Source organism: Flexivirga oryzae (genome assembly GCF_014190805.1).
Classification (GTDB): domain Bacteria; phylum Actinomycetota; class Actinomycetes; order Actinomycetales; family Dermatophilaceae; genus Flexivirga; species Flexivirga oryzae.
This window is the reverse complement of record NZ_JACHVQ010000003.1, coordinates 76,162-93,390: the sequence shown is the minus strand read 5'-3', so window position 1 is coordinate 93,390 and position 17,229 is coordinate 76,162. Positions and strand designations below refer to the sequence as shown.

At 69.2% G+C, this 17,229-nt stretch carries 17 protein-coding genes; 14 read left to right on the top strand and 3 right to left on the bottom strand.

Going from position 1 to position 17,229, the window contains the following annotated elements:
* Positions 1–106: 106 nt before the first annotated feature.
* On the top strand, positions 107–1,660 hold the full coding sequence (locus tag FHU39_RS17400) for an MFS transporter (RefSeq protein WP_183321954.1): 1,554 nt from the start codon (positions 107–109) through the stop codon (positions 1,658–1,660).
* Between the two features lie 35 nt (positions 1,661–1,695).
* Complete coding sequence (locus FHU39_RS17395) at positions 1,696–2,781, top strand: DmpA family aminopeptidase (protein WP_183321952.1); 1,086 nt, start codon at positions 1,696–1,698, stop codon at positions 2,779–2,781.
* Here the strand turns inward: FHU39_RS17395 and FHU39_RS17390 are convergent.
* Positions 2,771–3,349, bottom strand: coding sequence for an NAD(P)H-dependent oxidoreductase (locus tag FHU39_RS17390; protein WP_183321950.1), 579 nt, complete (start codon positions 3,347–3,349; stop codon positions 2,771–2,773). The genes FHU39_RS17395 and FHU39_RS17390 overlap by 11 nt on opposite strands.
* A gap of 185 nt (positions 3,350–3,534) precedes the next feature.
* Here FHU39_RS17390 and FHU39_RS17385 point away from each other — a divergent pair, with 185 nt between their 5' ends.
* The 11 genes from FHU39_RS17385 (at position 3,535) to FHU39_RS17335 (ending at position 14,206) form a co-directional block, all read left to right on the top strand.
* Positions 3,535–4,938 carry a toxic anion resistance protein gene (locus tag FHU39_RS17385; RefSeq protein WP_246336695.1) on the top strand — a complete coding sequence of 468 codons (1,404 nt, stop codon included), beginning with the start codon at positions 3,535–3,537 and terminating at the stop codon, positions 4,936–4,938.
* A 2-nt stretch (positions 4,939–4,940) separates the two neighbouring features.
* Entirely contained in the window at positions 4,941–5,468 is a 528-nt protein-coding gene (locus tag FHU39_RS17380) for a hypothetical protein (protein WP_183321948.1), read from the top strand.
* Positions 5,469–5,647: 179 nt separating this feature from the next.
* A complete protein-coding gene (locus tag FHU39_RS17375; protein WP_183322307.1) occupies positions 5,648–6,202 on the top strand; it encodes a TerD family protein in 555 nt (184 codons plus the stop codon).
* 73 nt (positions 6,203–6,275) lie between these two features.
* Positions 6,276–7,268, top strand: a complete 993-nt coding sequence (locus tag FHU39_RS17370; RefSeq protein ID WP_183321946.1) for a hypothetical protein — start codon at positions 6,276–6,278, stop codon at positions 7,266–7,268.
* 27 nt (positions 7,269–7,295) lie between these two features.
* Positions 7,296–7,883: a TerD family protein gene (locus FHU39_RS17365; RefSeq protein WP_183321944.1), complete on the top strand. Its 588-nt coding sequence runs from the start codon at positions 7,296–7,298 to the stop codon at positions 7,881–7,883.
* A 136-nt stretch (positions 7,884–8,019) separates the two neighbouring features.
* Positions 8,020–9,153 (top strand): DUF475 domain-containing protein, encoded by a 1,134-nt coding sequence (locus tag FHU39_RS17360; protein ID WP_183321942.1) that lies wholly within the window; start codon positions 8,020–8,022, stop codon positions 9,151–9,153.
* The gene (locus FHU39_RS17355; protein WP_183321940.1) at positions 9,150–9,740 is read left to right on the top strand and encodes a TerD family protein; all 591 of its coding nucleotides are present in this window, start codon (positions 9,150–9,152) and stop codon (positions 9,738–9,740) included. Before FHU39_RS17360 ends, FHU39_RS17355 begins: the two co-directional genes overlap by 4 nt.
* 25 nt (positions 9,741–9,765) lie before the next feature.
* On the top strand, positions 9,766–10,455 hold the full coding sequence (locus FHU39_RS17350) for an HAD family hydrolase (RefSeq protein WP_183321937.1): 690 nt from the start codon (positions 9,766–9,768) through the stop codon (positions 10,453–10,455).
* The gene (locus tag FHU39_RS17345; protein WP_183321935.1) at positions 10,452–11,306 is read left to right on the top strand and encodes a phosphoribosyltransferase family protein; all 855 of its coding nucleotides are present in this window, start codon (positions 10,452–10,454) and stop codon (positions 11,304–11,306) included. Before FHU39_RS17350 ends, FHU39_RS17345 begins: the two co-directional genes overlap by 4 nt.
* Positions 11,303–12,178 carry a phosphoribosyltransferase family protein gene (locus tag FHU39_RS17340; RefSeq protein ID WP_183321933.1) on the top strand — a complete coding sequence of 292 codons (876 nt, stop codon included), beginning with the start codon at positions 11,303–11,305 and terminating at the stop codon, positions 12,176–12,178. The genes FHU39_RS17345 and FHU39_RS17340 overlap by 4 nt, the downstream gene beginning before the upstream one ends.
* 252 nt (positions 12,179–12,430) lie before the next feature.
* Entirely contained in the window at positions 12,431–14,206 is a 1,776-nt protein-coding gene (locus FHU39_RS17335; protein ID WP_183321931.1) for an ABC transporter substrate-binding protein, read from the top strand.
* 168 nt (positions 14,207–14,374) lie between these two features.
* On the opposite strand, the gene FHU39_RS17330 is transcribed toward FHU39_RS17335, so the two are convergent.
* Entirely contained in the window at positions 14,375–15,151 is a 777-nt protein-coding gene (locus FHU39_RS17330; protein WP_183321929.1) for an ABC transporter ATP-binding protein, read from the bottom strand.
* Positions 15,152–15,273: 122 nt separating this feature from the next.
* Between FHU39_RS17330 and FHU39_RS17325 the strand changes: the two genes are divergently transcribed.
* Entirely contained in the window at positions 15,274–16,695 is a 1,422-nt protein-coding gene (locus FHU39_RS17325) for an amidase (RefSeq protein WP_183321927.1), read from the top strand.
* 10 nt (positions 16,696–16,705) lie between these two features.
* Here FHU39_RS17325 and FHU39_RS17320 read toward each other — a convergent pair whose 3' ends face one another.
* Complete coding sequence (locus FHU39_RS17320) at positions 16,706–17,224, bottom strand: hypothetical protein (RefSeq protein WP_183321925.1); 519 nt, start codon at positions 17,222–17,224, stop codon at positions 16,706–16,708.
* Positions 17,225–17,229: the final 5 nt, after the last annotated feature.

The following is a 17,229-nucleotide window of genomic DNA, read 5'->3' as shown; positions in this document are numbered from 1 at the left end:
TCCTCTCAGATCAAGTCACTTGACGCATGTAGGGCTACGGGTGTTCACTAAATTCGTTGGTTAACACCCGTAGCCCTAATTGATCCCAGCGGAACGAGGCACCCCGATGACCGCCAGCACTCTCCAGCACGCCGACAGCGGCGCGCCACCCGCGCCTCGGCGACCCGGGGTCGCCCTCGCGCTGATCTGCGTCGCGATGTTCATGCTCATGCTCGACATGACGATCGTCGCGGTCGCGCTGCCCGACATCCAGGCCGATCTGCACGCCGACCTGGGCGACCTGCAGTGGGTGGTCGACGCCTACACGCTGCCGCTCGCGGCGCTGCTGCTCACGGCCGCGACCCTTGGTGACCGCTTCGGGCGGCGTCGCCTCTTCTCCACGGGTATGGCGGTCTTCACGCTCGGCTCCCTGGCGTGCGCGCTCGCGGTGAACCCGTTGATGCTCAACACGATGCGCGCCCTGCAGGGCATCGGTGCGGCCATGCTGTTCGGCACGGCGATGCCGATCCTGGGACACGCCTACCCGGACCTGAAGGCACGCGCCAAGGCGATCGGTGCCTTCGGTGCCACGCTGGCGGGCGCGACCGCGGTCGGCCCGCTGCTCGGCGGCCTCATCGTCGACAACGCCGGCTGGCAGTGGATCTTCGCGATCAACGTGCCGATCGGCGCGCTCGCGTTCGTCGGCGCCCGGCTCGGGCTGCCCGAGTCGAAGGCGGAGAAGCCGCGCCGGGTCGACCTCGGCGGCACCATCCTGCTCACGGTCTCGTTGGCAGCGTTGGTGTTCGGGCTCATCCGCGGCCAGTCGCAGGGCTGGGGTTCTGCCGTCATCGTCACCTCGTTCGTGGTCGCGGCCGCGGCACTGGCGGCGTTCCTGGTGCGCTCCGCGCGCGCCGCCGAGCCGATGGTCGACCTCGAGTTGTTCCGGCGGCCGGCCTACGTGGGCATCGGCCTCACCGGCTTCGTCATCGCCGGAACCCTCGTCGCTGCAACGAATTACGTCGGGCTCTACTTCGTCAACACGCTCGGCTACACACCGTTCGAGGCCGGTCTGCGCTTCCTGCCGCTCACCGTCACGTCGTTCGTCGCCGCGCCGGTCTTCGCGCAGCTGAGTCACCGCATCCCCAACGTGGTGACGATCGCCGGCAGCCTGCTGATCGTCACGGTCGGTCTGGTGTGGGCGTCCCGTGTCGACGCGTCGTCGGACTGGACCGCGCTCGCACCCGGGTTCGTGCTCGCCGGGATCGGCCTCGGCGCCTCCAGCGCGGTCCTGTCCGGTGCGGCGCTCGCCAGCGTCGAGCCGGACCGTGCCGGTATGGCGACCGGCGTCGTCAACACGCTGCGACAGGTCGGCACTGCGGCCGGAGTCGCAGCACTGGGAGCGGTTTTCGCGGGTCGCACCGGATCCCGGATGGCCTCCGACGTCGCGCCGGCGCACCTGCCGGGAGCCCAACTGCAGCAACTCCAGGACGCCATCGCCTCCGGTGCCGGCCGGCTCGTCGTGGGGCACGCACCGCAGCAGTTCCGGGCCCAGCTGACCCACGCCGCGGTCGACAGCACGGCATACGGCATCCACGTGGTGCTGCTGATCAGCGCCGTGCTCGCCGGTGTCGCCACCGCTGTCGTCGCACTGCTGCTCGCGCGGGGGCGCCGGGCTGGTTGAGTGGACTCCGGACATCGTTCGACCCTGGAGGAAACATGGCCCGCGCCCGCGACTACGTCGACTTCGATGGCACCCCCGGCCCGTGGAACGCCATCACGGACGTGCCGGGCGTCGAGGTGGGCTACGCGACGCTGATCGAGGGTGAGGGACCGCTCGTCCCCGGCGAGGGTCCGGTCCGCACCGGTGTGACCGCGATCCTGCCGCTGGGCCGCGAGCGCGTCGGCACCGCCGTGGCGGCCGGAATGTTCTCCTTCAACGGCAACGGCGAGCTGACCGGCAGCCACTGGGTCGAGGAGAGCGGCTCGCTCGCCCTCCCGGTGGCGATCACCAACACGCACGCGGTCGGCCCGGTCCACCGCGGGGTGCTCGAGTGGTCGCTCGCGCGCAACCCGGCACTGGAGCCCGGGTGGTACCTCCCGGTCGTGGGCGAGACGTTCGACGGTTACCTCAACGACATCAACGGCCGTCACGTACGCGAGGAGACCGCGGTCGCGGCGCTCGACGCGGCAACCACCGGCCCGCTCGCCGAGGGCAGCGTCGGCGGCGGCACCGGGATGAACTGCTACGCCTTCAAGGGCGGCACCGGCACCGCGTCACGTCAGGTGGACGTCGTCGGGGAGTCGTATGCCGTGGGCGTCCTCACCCAGGCCAACTTCGGCTCCCGCCGCGAGTTGACCGTCCGCGGCCGCCGCCTCGGCATACAACTGGCCGACGACAACCCGATGGAGGAGCATCGTTCGGCGCCACCGCCCGGCGCCGGGTCGTGCATCACCGTGGTGGCGACGAACGCGCCGCTGCTGCCGCTGCAGTGCAAGGCGCTCGCCCGACGAGTGACGCTCGGACTGGCGCGCACCGGCACCACCGGCAGCCACTTCTCCGGTGACGTCTTCCTGGCCTTCTCCACCGCCAACCCGGGCGCACTCGACAGCGGGGTCGCCACTCGACCGGACACCCTGCAGCGTCTCGATCTCGTCCCGTGGCCGCGGATGAACCCGCTGTATGACGCCGTCGTGCAGGCGACGGAGGAGGCCGTGATCAACGCCCTGGTCGCGGCCGACACGATGATCGGCCGTGACGGGCACCGCAGCCCCGGCTTCCCGAACGACGTCCTCAGGGACTGACCAGCCCGGCCCGCAGCGCCCGCAGCGCGGCCGCCCAGCGCAGCAACGAGTCGAGCATGGCATCCAGGTTGCCGACCTGGTAGTCGCGCGGCGCGAGCTGCACGAAGTCGACCATGTCGTCGTAGATCGACAGCGACACCTGCGCGCGGACGGTCGCGATCTGCACCTCGCCGAGCGTCGACTTCAGCTGCTCCCCGGCCCGCAACCCGCCGCTGGACCCGTAACAGATCAGCCCGGCCGCCTTGTCGTTCCACTCCGCGTAGAGGTAGTCGATGGAGTTCTTCAGCGCCGCCGAGACGCCGCGGTTGTACTCGGGAGCGACGAAGACGAAGCCGTCATACGAGTCGATCAGGCGGGACCAGCGCTTCGTGTGCTCGTGCCGGTAGTGGTGCGCGGCCGCCGGCTCCGGCTCGTCCAGCAGCGGCAGGCCGACGTGGGCCAGATCGATCAGGTCGTATGCCGCGTCGCCGCGGCCCGTCGCGTGGTCGAACGCCCATTCGGCGATCGTGGGTCCCACCCGGTCCGGGCGGGTGCTGCCGATGATGAACGCGATGCGCAGGGAACTCACCGCTGCGACCCTAGCGCCCCCGAACTCAGCGCGGCGCTCGCGCGTTGGACGGGAGGGGAGTGGAACGCAACCGGCTCGCGTGCGTCGTATGACGTGCGGGCTGCGAGGCCGGCGCGTGAGTACATAAGGTAAGAGGATCACTCGGGGATCCGCGGAGATGCCGCGGCAGCTAGGAGGCTTGCAACATGTCCAACCTCGATCTGAGCGGTGGGCTCGGTGACCAGTTCCAGCAGCAGAACGCCGGTGCGGGGCAGCAGCAGCCGTCGCCGGCTCCGCAGCAGCAACCGGTCGCGCCCCAGCAGCCGGCAGCCGCCCCGCCCACGCAGACCGCACCGGCACCCGCGCCGGCGATGCCGCCTGTCGCGGCACCCTCGGCCGGTGCGCTGGTGCTCGAGGCCCCGGCGGCCGTCCCGGTGATCCAGGACCAGCAGGCGGTCCAGGCGGTGCCGGTCGCGCCCGAGGCGCAGACCGAGCTGCAGAAGAAGGCCCAGGCGTTCGTCACCGAGCTGACCGCCATGGACATGAAGGCGCCCGCCTTCACCGAGAAGGTCAACTCGATCGTCAACATGGGCGACACCGAGATCCGCAAGTCCTCGGACGTGTCCAACCGGATGCTGCAGCGCCCGGCCGCGCAGGCGGGCAAGGACTCCGCACAGTCCAAGGTCGGCGGCACGCTGATCGACCTGCGCCGCACCATCACGGATCTCGACCCCAACCGGGCGGACCTCAAGGGTCCCAAGAAGCTGCTGAAGTTCCTGCCGGGCGGCAACAAGATCGAGAACTACTTCATGAAGTACCAGTCGGCGCAGAGCCACCTGGACGCGATCATCCGCTCGCTGTCCGCGGGCCAGGACGAGCTGCGCAAGGACAACGCCTCGATCGAGGTCGAGCGCAACAACATGTGGCAGGCCATGCAGAAGCTGGGCGAGTACAACCAGCTGGCCACGGCGCTCGACGCCGCGGTGGAGGGCAAGATCTCCGAGCTGCAGAACTCCGGCCGCACCGAGGACGCCGACATCATGAAGTCGGATGTGCTCTTCGCGGTCCGCCAGCGGCGGCAGGACATCATGACCCAGATGGCGGTGTCGGTGCAGGGCTACCTGGCCCTCGACCTGGTCCGCAAGAACAACCAGGAGCTGATCCGCGGTGTCGACCGCGCCCAGACCACCACGGTCGCGGCCCTGCGCACCGCCGTCATCGTCAGCCAGGCGCTGGCGCAGCAGAAGGTCGTGCTCGACCAGATCACCGCGCTGAACAGCACCACCTCGACGATGATCGAGCAGACCTCGCAGCAGCTGCGCACCCAGGGTGCGGAGATCAACCAGCAGGCGGCGTCCAGCACGATCGAGATCGACAAGCTGCAGGCCGCGTTCGACAACGTCTTCGCCACCATGGACGCGATCGACCAGTTCCGGTCGCAGGCGACGCAGTCGATGGCGCAGACGATCGGCGCCCTGGAGGGCCAGGTGCAGCGCGCCAAGCCCTACCTGGAGCGGTCGATGCGGCAGCAGGGCATGGACGTGGCCGGGGCCTCCGCGATCCAGCCGCCGAGCGGTCCGGCTCAGCAGCTGCCGGGCGGTAACCAGTAGCCGTGGGATTGCTGTCACGCCTGTTCGACCCGGAGGGTTCGTCGGGGCGCCTGCGGGTGCAGGCGCAGGCGCGGTTCGATGCGGTCAGCCAGGCGGTCACCGACCCGTCCGGCGACTCGGTGGAGGCATTGCTGCGCAAGAACCAGTCGCTGATCCTGGAGATCAACAGCAGCGCCGGTGACCTGCCGACGATCGGGGTGGTGCTGGCCCGGGCGGTGACCGACACCGTCCGCGAGGTGCTCACCTCCGGCGACGCCGACCGGCTGGACATCGGGGTGCGCGTTGCGATCAACGGCACGCTGACTGACTACCTGCCCGGCTCGATCAGGGCGTACGTCGGGGCGGTGCGCGCCTCCACCTCGGCGACGAACGAGGAGGCCGCCACCGATTCGCTCGTGGAGCAGCTGACCACGCTGCGGCGCAGCGTCGAGCAGTTGGCCGAGGCGAGCCGCGCGCGTGACATGCAGGCGTTGCAGGTGCACGGCCGATTCCTGGAGGACAAGTTCGGCGAGTCCGAGCTGGACCTGTGAGACTGAGTCTCGAACGTCGCGAGAAAATGGCATCGACCCGGACCAGTGCGTGCCGAAGTGACGACGGTCGTGACGTGAGGACCGGTTTCCGGCCAGGTCGCGTGCCGAAGTGACGACGGTCGCGACAACGGCACGGCGAGGGTGGAGCTGCGAGTGAGAAGGAGTAGACCGTGAGCCCGATGGCCAAGGGAGCCAACATCGCGCTGCAGCGGGAGCTGCCCGACCTCAAGGGCGTGGTGTTCGGGGTCGACTGGGACACCGGCGGCGAGCGGGTGCTCGATGACAACCTCACGCTGCTCACGATCCTCGTCGGCGAGAACGGTGCGGCGCTCTCACCCGAGCATGTCGTCTACTTCAACCAGCTGGTGTCCTCCGACCTGTCGACCGCCCAGCTGCAGCAGGCGCTCGGCGGCGACGACGAACAGGTCGAGGTCGAGCTGACCGGCGTGCCCGACGAGGTCGCCAAGGTCGTCTTCCTGCTCTACCTGTCCGAGGGGAGCGGCAGCAGCCGCACGCTCGGGCAGCTCAAACGCCTGGTGGTCCGGCTGCTCAACCTGGACGGCGGCGCCTCGATCATCTCCTCGGTCGACCTCGCCGAGGGCCTGTCGGGGGAGACCGCGCTCAAGCTTGCCGAGCTCTACCGGCACAGCGGCCAGTGGAAGCTGCGTGTTCTCGGGATGGGGTATTCCTCCGGGCTGCAGGGTGTCGCGAAGGAATACGGGGTTCCCTTGTGACGACACACCGAGGTGGCCGAGCCCGTCGAGTTGGCCGAGCTTGTGGAGTCGGCCGAGCTTGTCGAGGTCACGCATGAGCACCCGAACAGACCTGCCCTACCTGCGCGGCCGCAGCCTGCGGTCGGCTTCCGCGAATCCAGTGCCGGAGACCCCTGCCTCGCCGGTGAGTTCGTCGCTGAACCTGAGTGCGCCCGCGGCGCCGCCGGTCAGCTCCTCGCTGGATCTCGGTGGGGCCGCCGGTTTCGATACGTCCTCCGCCGCTCCGTCACCCCACGAAGTTTCTCCCCCGCTTCGCTCCTCCGAATACTTCGCGGGGACCCCGACCGAGCGCCCCCGGACTACTCAACCCGCGAGTGGCGGCACGTCGCTCAACCTGTTCGACGAGGAGCCCGCAGCACCGACGACGCCGCCCAGTGGGACGTCGCTGGATCTCGATGCACCTTCCTCCGCTTCGCTCCCCCAGGCACTCGACCCGCGATCCCGGCACACCCGGCCGCTGCGGCACGACCTGGGCCTGCCGTCGATCAACGCGGGCGAGCGGCGCCTGTTCACCGAGCACGATCCCGTGGTCGAGCTGACCCGCATGCAGTCCGCGGCGGGCGCGATCGAGGCCAAGGTGGCGGTGTCCAACCCCACCGAGGTCGTGCTCGGCATCGTCTTCGAGACGGCCGACGACCGCGAATCCCTCGTGCTGCCCGGGCTTTCCCAGCAGGGGCCGGACCCGCGGCGCCCCATCTTCCGCGCCACCTCCGGCGGGGTGGCCGTCAACCTGCGGCGCATCACCGACATACATCGGCTGCTGCTGTTCGCCGTACCCACCCGGCCCAGCAAACAGATGCCCGGCGGCACCGTCACCGTCACGACGTACGGCGGGTCGCGGCTGGAAGTGCCGCTCGTCGCCGGCCCGACCCTCGGTGCCCAGGCGCTCGTCACCGCCTACGTGGTGGAGGGCCGGCTGGTCCTGCGCGCCGAACACGACCCCTACTCCGGCACGCTGCAGCAGGTCTGCGCTGCCTACGGTTATCGCGAGATCTCGTGGCGCGATCCCTACACCCCGCTCGTCTGACGAGCATCGACAGGAAAGGAAATCACCATGGCAGTGAGCCTCAGCAAGGGCGGCAACATTTCGTTGGAGAAGGCCGCGCCCGGTATGACGAACGCCGTCATCGGTCTCGGGTGGGACCCTCGCACGACGGACGGAGCACCGTTCGACCTGGACGCCTCGGTGCTGTTGCTCGCCGAGAGCGGCAAGGTCCGCGGAGACGCCGACTTCGTCTTCTACAACAACCTGACCGGCGACAACGGCGCCGTCCAGCACCAGGGCGACAACCGCACCGGTGAGGGCGAGGGCGACGACGAGGAGATCCACGTCGCGCTCGGCCAGGTCTCGGCCGACGTGCAGCGCATCGTCGTGGTCGCCTCCATCGACCAGGCCGATGCCCGCGGCCAGAACTTCGGCCAGGTCGCCGACGCCTACATCCGCATCTACGACGGCGACGACCCGCACAACAGCACCAAGGGCGTGCGTTTCGACCTCGGCGAGGACGCCTCCACCGAGACCGCGCTGATCTTCGGCGAGCTCTACCGGCACGGCGGGGAGTGGAAGTTCCGCGCCATCGGGCAGGGGTATGCCGGGGGCCTGGCCAACGTCATCACCCAGTTCGGTCTCCAGGTCGGCTAGTCGCGGTCCGACCGAGCCGGCGGAACCCCCGGCCGCCTTCCCTCGTTGCATCCAGACGGCGGGGAACTCGCGGGCCGGGGGCTGTCGTCATACAAGAACACACCGCTGACCCGTCACGTCGAGAAGAGCAGACCTCTTGCAAGCCCTGAAGCATTTCCGCATCGACTTCGTCATCACGGCTGCCGTGCTGGTCGTCGCGTTCCTCTACAACAACTGGACCGGCGTCGGCCTGACCGCGATCCTGATCGTGGTCGAGATCGTCTTCTCGTTCGACAACGCGGCGGTCAACGCCAAGTACCTCGACCGGCTCAACCACTTCTGGCAGAACATCTTCCTGACCGTCGGCGTGCTGGTCGCCGTGTTCGGCATGCGGCTGGTCTTCCCGTTCGTCATCGTCTGCCTGTCGGGGTCGATCAGCCCGTGGCGCGCACTCCATCTCGCCCTGGAGAAGGGTGACCCGCACACGCCCGGCACCTACGGCTACATCCTCACCGAGGCGCACCCGGCCATCGCGGCGTTCGGCGGGATGTTCCTGCTGCTGCTGTTCCTGGACTTCATGTTCGACGAGGACCGCGAGATCAGCTGGCTGAGCTGGATCGAGAAGCCGCTGCAGAAACTCGGCAAGCTCGACGTGCTGTCGGTCGTCATCGCCGGCCTGTTCCTGCTGGTCGCCAGCGAGACGCTGGTGCACGAGACGCACGTGCACACCGCGGTCCAGATGCGCTCGATCGTGCTGTTCTCCGGTCTGCTCGGCATCATCGGTTACCTCGCGGTGAGCGGCCTGTCGACCATGATGGAGGAGCGTGAGGAGACCAAGGATCACGAGTTCGAGGAGGCCGATTCGCACTCCTCGACCGGCCAGAAGGTGCTGTTGGCCGGCAAGGCGGCGTTCTCGATGTTCCTCTTCCTCGAGGTGCTCGACGCGACGTTCTCCTTCGACGGTGTCATCGGTGCGTTCGCGATCACCCCGGACCCGATCATCATCATGATGGGCCTCGGTGTCGGGGCGATGTACGTGCGGTCGATGACCATCTACCTGGTCCGGCAGGGCACGCTCGCCGAATACCGCTTCCTGGAGAACGGCGCCCACTGGGCGATCGGCGCACTCGCGGTCATGCTGGTGATCAGCATCCGCTACGACCTGGGGGAGTTCGTGATCGGCGGCGTCGGCATCGCGTTCATCCTCGCCGCCTGGGCCAGTTCGGTCGTGGCCAACAAACGAGACGAGGCCGCCGAACTCGCGGCGGACAACGAAGGAGCGAAGGTATGAGCATCAGCCTGTCCAAGGGTCAGACGGTCGACCTGCGAAAGCAGGACGGCGGCAACCTCAGCCGGGTCCGCATGGGCCTGGGGTGGGACGTCAAAGTGGTCACCAAGAAGAGCTTCTTCGGTGGCACCAAGCAGGTCCAGCGCGCCATCGACCTGGACGCCTCCGCGCTCGTCATCGGTGGTGAACGCGTGCTCGACACCGTCTACTTCGGCAAGCTGCGCTCCAGCGACGGAGCGATCCAGCACACCGGTGACAACCTGACCGGTGAGGGGGACGGCGACGACGAGTCGATCAACGTCGACCTGGGTGCCGTGCACAGCTCGGTCGAGCACATCGTCTTCGTCGTCAACTCCTACAGCGGCGAGAACTTCAGCGAGATCGACAACGCGGTCGTGCGCGTCGTCGACTCGATGGCGAACGACACCGAGCTGGCCCGTTTCCAGCTGACCGGCTCCGGCACGCACACCGCGCTGGTGATGGCGCGCGTCTCGCGCACCCCCGCCGGCTGGAACTTCACCGCCATCGGCGCACCCGGCAACGGTCGCACCGCGCGTGACCTGGAGCCGTTGGCGCTCGGCGTCCTCTGAGCGCCGACCGAGGCGAGGGGGAGGTATGCCGACAGCGCGACCGGCCGCGGTCAGCCTCGACATCTGGGGCACGCTGCTGGCCAGCGACCCCGACTTCAAGCCGGCCCGCAACGAGATGTTGCGGGTCGCGCTGGCGCCGGGGGTGGCGGCCGACGTCTTCGACGCCGCCATGCGGCAGGCCGACCGTGACGTCGACGACCGGTGCGTCCGGGACGGCATCGACATCGGTTTCACCGGACGCATCGAGGCGACCCTGCGGGCCCTCGAGCTGCCCGTGTCGCCGCTCGTCGAGCGAACCCCCGAGTTGTATGACGCGCAGCAGCGCCTCGCGCTGGCGCACCCGCCGCGGCCGTTGCACGTGGAACTTCCCGCGGCGGTCGCCGCGCTCCGGGTGCCCGTGGTGCTGACCAGCAACACCGGGATGCTGCCCGGCGAACTGATGCGAAAACTGCTGGTGCTGGCGGGTTTCGGCGGATATCCCGGTGTCTTCTCCAACGAGTTGGGGGTCGCCAAGCCGCACCCGCGAATGTTCGAGGAGGCGTGCGCGACGCTCGGTGTACCGGCCGCGGACGTGCTGCACATCGGCGACAACCCGGACGCCGACGTTGCGGGAGCGCGGGCCGCGGGACTGCAGGCGGAGCTGATCCGACCCGACGGTGTGTCGACGCTCGCCGTCCTCGACTCCATCGTCCGGGCGTGTGGAGCGAGCGCATGAGTGCGCCGGTCACCCAGGTCGTGGCGCACCCGCTGACCGGCACCGCGGACCACCCGGTGGACGCCCGCACCGGGGAGCCGTTCGACACCCGCAGCTACTCCCTGATGAAGCACGGCGACCTGCCCGCGATGCACCGGCTCGCGGACGAGGTCGCCGACGCGTTGCTCGCCGAGTGCCCGTGGCTGGCGACCGAGCCGCGCCCGGTCATCCTCCCGGTCGCCTACCTGGTCGCGCCGCCGGCCTGCCGCTATCTGGCCGACCGGGTCGCGGCCCGGCTGACCCAGGTGCGGACGGAGGCCGCGCGCGTCATACATGTCCGCAAGGACGCCGTCACGCACATCGACTACGCCGCGTCGTCGGAGCAGGACCGCCGCAACGACCTGTCCCGTATCGGTTTCCGGCTCACCGAGCCGGTGCGTGACGCGGTCGCGGTCGTCGTCGACGACGTGCGGGTCACCGGGCTGGCGGAGCAGGTCATGCTGGACCTGCTGCAGGAGGCCGGCATCGGGCACATCGTGACGGCATACGTCGCGGCCTGCGACCCGGCGCTCGCGGCCGACCCCAGCGTTGAGGCGGCCCTCAACCACGCGGCCGTCCGCACGGTCCACGACATGATCCCGTCGGTGCGCCGCGGCGACTTCGTGCCCACCATCCGGTTCCTGAAGCGGCTGCTGGCCGACCCGCGGGCGGCGGGCTTCCTCACCCGGTGCCCCACCGAGTTGGTCCAGCGCTTCCGCGCGGACGCCGAGGCCACCGGCCCCGACTTCCTCGCCGGCTATCCGGCGGGAACCGCCGCGCTGTTCGCGGAGTCGGACCGGAGGTCCAACGCGACAGAGGGGGTAGCCACATGAGCGAACGCAACCGGATCTGTTTGACCGCACTGGCATCCGCCGACGGTCTGCCGGACGCCGCCTCCTTCGATACGCCCTCCGCAGGCTCCGGGCTACTCAGGACAACGCTTGTCGACGCCATCAGCTATTCACGGTTCAAGCACGGTGACGCTGCGGTCGCGCGCCGCTTCGCCAGTGCGCTCGCCGTGCTCGCGGCCCAACGGCTGCCGAGCCGCCCCGTCCTGGTGACGACGTCCGCCTTCGCGAAGGTCCCGCCGGCGGCATACAGCCTGCTGCCGCCGTTCGTGCAGCAACTACGCATGCTGCGGCCCGACCTGGAGGTCGGCGCGTTCCGCATCATCCGCAACGGGGTGAGCAACGGCGACTACTCGCGGATGACGATCGCCGACCGGCGCGGCGCGATCGACGCCGGCGACCTGACGCCGGAGCGCGACATCGAGGGCGCGTTCGTGCTCGCACTCGACGACATCCGGGTCACCGGCAACCACGAACTGGCCATGGACCGGTGCCTCGTCGAGGCGGGCGTCGACGAGCTGTGGCACCTGTATGTCGTGGACGCCGGGGGGTTCGCCGGCGCCCCGCAGGTCGAGTCGACGCTCAACGAGGCGGCGATCGACGGCGCGGGCGACCTGCTTGACATCGCCGCGAGCCGCCGCTTCATCCCCAACGCCCGGCTCTGCCGGCGGGTGCTGTCGCTGCCGGTCGACGAGCTGCGCGACTTCGTGGAGCGGGCGACGCCGTCCCTGCTCGGCTGGCTGGACGCTGCCGTCATACATGACCGGTTGCACCAGGTGCCGGCGTATGCCGGCCGAGCACTCGTCTGGGACGAGGTCCGGGCAGCGATGTCGGACGCCGGGGCGGACGTCAGCTGAGAAACGGCTGAGTAGCCGCCGCACGTCCCGAGCGCAAGGGTGCGCTCATTACGACTTTGCATCGAACTCGGAGCGTCCAGGAAGCGTCCAGAGAGCTCCAATTTCCCGGGGTTACGTTGCGCGCATGTCGGCTCCACATCCTGACCACGTGGCCTGAACGCGGGTACCACGTGGTGCGGACCGGGGCTGGGGTGGAGTGATGCCGACTCTTCCTGGCAACCCCAGGAAGTGACGATCAAAAGGAGAATCACCATGCGCTGGACGAAACTGGTCGTGCTGACGGCCACGGGCGCCACTGCCGTGTCGTTGGCCGCCTGCAGCAGCGGCGGGCCATCGGGCAGCGGAAGTTCGAACGGGGGCAGCAGCAACAACACCGCCGCTGCGCAACAGACCACGGCCGCGGTCGCGGCGACCGACCCGACCCTCACGGGCCCGGCACCGGCGATCAAGGGCGCCAAGACCGGCGGCACGCTCTACATCGACGACGGGTCGAACCCGCCCACGATGGACCCGGCCGGCATCTACTACATCGACTCGAACGCATACGCGACGCAGTACCTGTACCGCACGCTGACCCAGTACAAGATCGTCGACGGCAAGCCCGTGCTGGTGCCCGACCTGGCGACCAACGTCGGCACCCCGTCCAAGGACGGCCTGACCTGGACGTTCAAGATCAAGCCCGGCCTGAAGTACTCCGACGGGTCTCCGGTCAAGATCCAGGACTTCGTCTACGGCATGGAGCGCACCTTCGACACCAAGGGCGTCGGTGCCAACGGGACGAACTACCAGATGGAATTCCTCAAGGGCGGCAGCACCTACAAGGGCCCGTACGCCCAGCCGAACGTGAAGTTCCCGGGTGTCACCACCAAGGGCAACGACACGCTCATCTTCCACCTGACCAAGCCGATGCCGTCGTTCAACTACTTCGCCTCGTTCCCGGAGTTCAGCCCGGTGCCGAAGGCCAAGGACACCAAGGGCAACTACCAGAGCAACCCGGTCACCACCGGCCCCTACAAGGTGCAGTCGTTCACCAAGGGCCAGAAGATGATCCTGGTGCGCAACACCAACTGGAACGCCAAGACCGACCCCGTGCGGCACGCCTACCCGGACAAGATCCAGATCAACTTCTCCGTCGAGGACCTCCCGTCGCAGCAGCGGATCCTGGCCAACAGCGGTGTCGGCGCCAACACGGTCAACATCGACCCGATCGACTCCTCGCTGGCCTCGAAGGTCACCGGCGCGCAGAAGAACCAGTTCGCGCTCGGCCCGTCGTCCTGCGTGTACTACATCGAGATGGACAGCCGGAAGATCCCGCTCGACATCCGCAAGGCGATCGGTTATGCGTGGCCGTACAACCAGATGCGCAAGGCCGCCGGCCTCTCCTCGTTGAGCTACCAGCCGGCCACCACGTTCGCGGCGCCCAGCCTGCAGGGCTTCAAGAAGTACCCGGCGCTGCCGTACGCGACCGGCACCGGCAACGGTGACCCGGCCAAGGCCAAGGCGATCCTGAAGAAGGACCACAAGCTCGGCTTCCAGCTGTCGTACTACTACCAGAGCGACAAGCCGACCGCGGTGAACGCCAACAACGCCAAGAAGGCGGCGCTGAAGGCGGCGGGCTTCACGGTCAAGGACATCCCGGTCTCCACCGCGGAGATCGAGAAGAAGATCGCCGACCCGAATGCTCCGGTCAACATGGGTCAGGGCACGCCGGGCTGGTGCTACGACTGGCCGACCGGTGACTCGGTCTACCCGGTGCTGTTCAACGGTGCGGGAATCCCGAGCGGTCTGTCGGTGGGTCAGTTCAAGAACGCCGCCGTCAACAAGGAGATGGACGCGATCGGCGCCATGGACCCGTCCAAGGCGGCCTCGAAGTGGGCGGCTCTGGACAAGGAGCTGCTGACGAAGTACGTCCCGTCGATCCCCGACCGGTACGCGATGAACTCGGCGACGTTCGGCAAGAACGTGCACAACGTCACCATGAACCCGTTGATCAGCATGCCGAGCCTGACCGACCTCTGGGTGAGCTGACCCCGACTCGTCCATAAGCCAGGTGGCCGGGGGAGGCAACTCCCCTGGTCGCCTGTCGGGTCACCATTCTCCCAAATCGATGGCCCCACGACGCGGCCGCGGATCCGGCCAGACACTGCCAAGTGCTGGTTCCGCGGTCGCGTTGCCATGTGCGTGCGTCTGTGCCCGTCAGCCGGCGATCGCGCTCCACCGCCCGCGCCGGCGGAGCACCTCGATCGGATGGTCGAAACACTCCGACACCCGCTCGGTCGTGAGCACCCCGTCCACCGCCCCCGCCGCCACCAGCCGTCCCTTGCGCAACAGCGCAGCGTGGGTGGTGGAGGGCGGCAACTCCTCGAAGTGATGCGTCACCATCACGCTGGTCAGCTCCGGATGCGACTCGGGCAGCTCGGCGATGGTGCGGATCATCTGCTCCCGCGCCGCCACGTCCAGGCCGGTCGACGGCTCGTCGAGCAGCAGCAGCGGCGGATCGGTCATCAGCGCCCGCGCGATCAGGGCACGGCCACGCTCACCCTGGGACATCGTGTGCCATCGCAACTCGTCGTCGATCCCCATTGTTTTCACCAGGATTCGCGCGCGGTCGAGTGCGTCGTCGTCGGGCTGCCAGCGCGGCACCAGCTCGATCGACCCCGTCTCCCCGGTGAGCACGACGTCCTGTGCGCTCAGGTTGGAGCGCAGCGGGTGCCGCGGGTTGACGAACCCGATCGACCGGCGCAGTTCGCGCAGATCGATCCGGCCCAGCTGGGCGCCCAGGATCTGTGCGGTGCCGCGGCTGGGGAACGTCACCGCACCGCAGATGTTCAGCAGGGTGCTCTTGCCGGCGCCGTTCGGGCCGATGAGCGCCCAGTGCTCTCCGCGTGCCACCTCCAGACCGATGCCGTCCAGGATCCGCCTGCCGCCGCGGATGAAGGCCACGTCGTGCAGCTCGAGCGCGTTGCCGGTCATGTCCCCGACTCTCCCACCGACCCGCAATGCCGGCAGCAGTGTCTCAGGCGGCGGGCGTCATACCGGCGCAGTCGCGGCGGTGGGGCTGACGCGCAACGCTACTGGAGGGTAAGTTGGCCGTTGTGACGACTTCGGACACCAGGACCCGAGTCCATGCCTTCACCGACGACGCGCTGGGGGACCTCGACGCGACGGGAGTCGCCGAGCGTATCCGCTCCGGCCAGATCAGTGCCGCCGAGGCCGTCGACGCGGCGATTGCGCGGGCCGAGCGGGTGGAGGCGTCGCTACAGGCGCTCGCGCACCCCGACTTCGATCGGGCGCGCGAGCGCGCGAAGCAGCCCGGCGACGCCGAACTCGCCGGCGTGCCTGCGGCGTTCAAGGACAACATCAAGGTCGGTGGCATGCCGATGACGGAGGGATCGGCGGCGCTGTCACCGGTCCCGCAGCCCCGGGACGGCCGTATCGCCGCGCAGTTCCGGCAGACCGGGATCATCCCGATCGGCACGACCACCATGCCCGAGTTCGGCTGGACCGCGACCACCGAGACGCTCACCCGGCAGACGCACAACCCATGGCACCTGGACTACTCCAGCGGGGGCAGCTCCGGCGGGTCGGCGTCCTGGGTGGCCGCAGGCGTCGTGCCCATCGCGCACGGCAACGACGGCGGCGGCTCGATCCGCATCCCGGCCGCGGCGTGCGGCCTGGTCGGGCTCAAACCCACCCGTGGCCGGTTGCGCCTCACCGACGGTGGCGAGGCGATGCCGGTGCGCGTCGTCACCGACTCGGTGCTCGCCCGCTCCGTGCGTGATGTCGCGGGCTTCTACCTGGCCGCCCAGCGCGTGCACCGCAACCGTCTGCTGCCACCGATCGAGGGGGTCGACCGGCCGATCGACCGCCGGCTGCGCATCGGCCTGCTGCTCGACTCGCCGGTCAGCGCACCCACCGACGGGCCGACCCGTGCCGCGGTCGAGGAGACCGCGCGACTGCTGGAGTCGCTCGGGCACCAGGTCGAGCCCTACGACCTGCCGGTGCCGGACTTCTTCCGTGACGACTTCGTCGACTACTGGCGCTTCCTCGCGATGGCGGTGACGTCGTCCGGTCCGCGCATGTTCGGCGCGGACTTCGACAAGGACCGGCTCGAGCCCCTCACCCTCGGGCTCGCCGAGCAGGGGCGACGCCGGCTGTGGAAGGCACCGATCTTCATCAGCCGGTTGCTGGCCTCCTCGGTCGCCTCCCGGGTCGCGTTCGCCCGCGGTCCGGACGTCGTGCTCACCCCGGTCCTCAGCCACACCACTCCGAAGCTGGGCTACCTCGCCGCGGACCTGCCCGCCGACGAGCACTTCCGCCGGCTGGTGGACTACGCCGGCTTCACCCCGTTGCACAACGCGACGGGCGGTCCCGCGCTGTCCATACCGGCCGGTGCGACCGACGAGGGGCTGCCGATCGGCGCCATGCTCTCGTCGAACCACGGCACCGAGTCGTTGTTGCTGCGGCTGGCGCTGCAGATCGAGCAGGCGCGGCCCTGGCGGCGGATCCAGGACTGACCGGCCCGGATCAGCTGAGCGAGACCGTGCCGGTCAGGAGGACGTCGTCGGTCTCCATGCGCGGGTCCACACCGGAGTCGGGGCCCTGGCACGCACCCTTGATGCGGGTCCCGTGGATCCTCCGGGTGCCGGTGAAGGTGCCGTCGCCGGTGGCGGCGGCATACGCGCCCGTGCCGTGATCGATGGACCAGCTGCCGGACTGCGCGAGATCCATCGTGCAGGCGGTCGGGCGGAAGCCGGGGACCTCGGCGGCGATGGCGACGTCGATGACGACGGAGCCGTCTGCGAAGGTGACGATCGCCTGACCACCCGTGTCGCCGAAGTTCTCTACCTCGGCGCCGACGCCGGCGATCGGGCCGTGGGCGACCGCTTGGCTGACCTGGTCGGAAACCGCCGAGTTGTAGTGCAATCGGATGGTCTGTGCAGTGTTGGCGGCGGGCGTCGCGTGGGCGATGCCGGTCGAGCCTGCGGCGGTGAGCAGTCCGGCGATCGCGGTCGCCGCCAGGGTGCTGCGAGTCAATGCGCGCATGATGA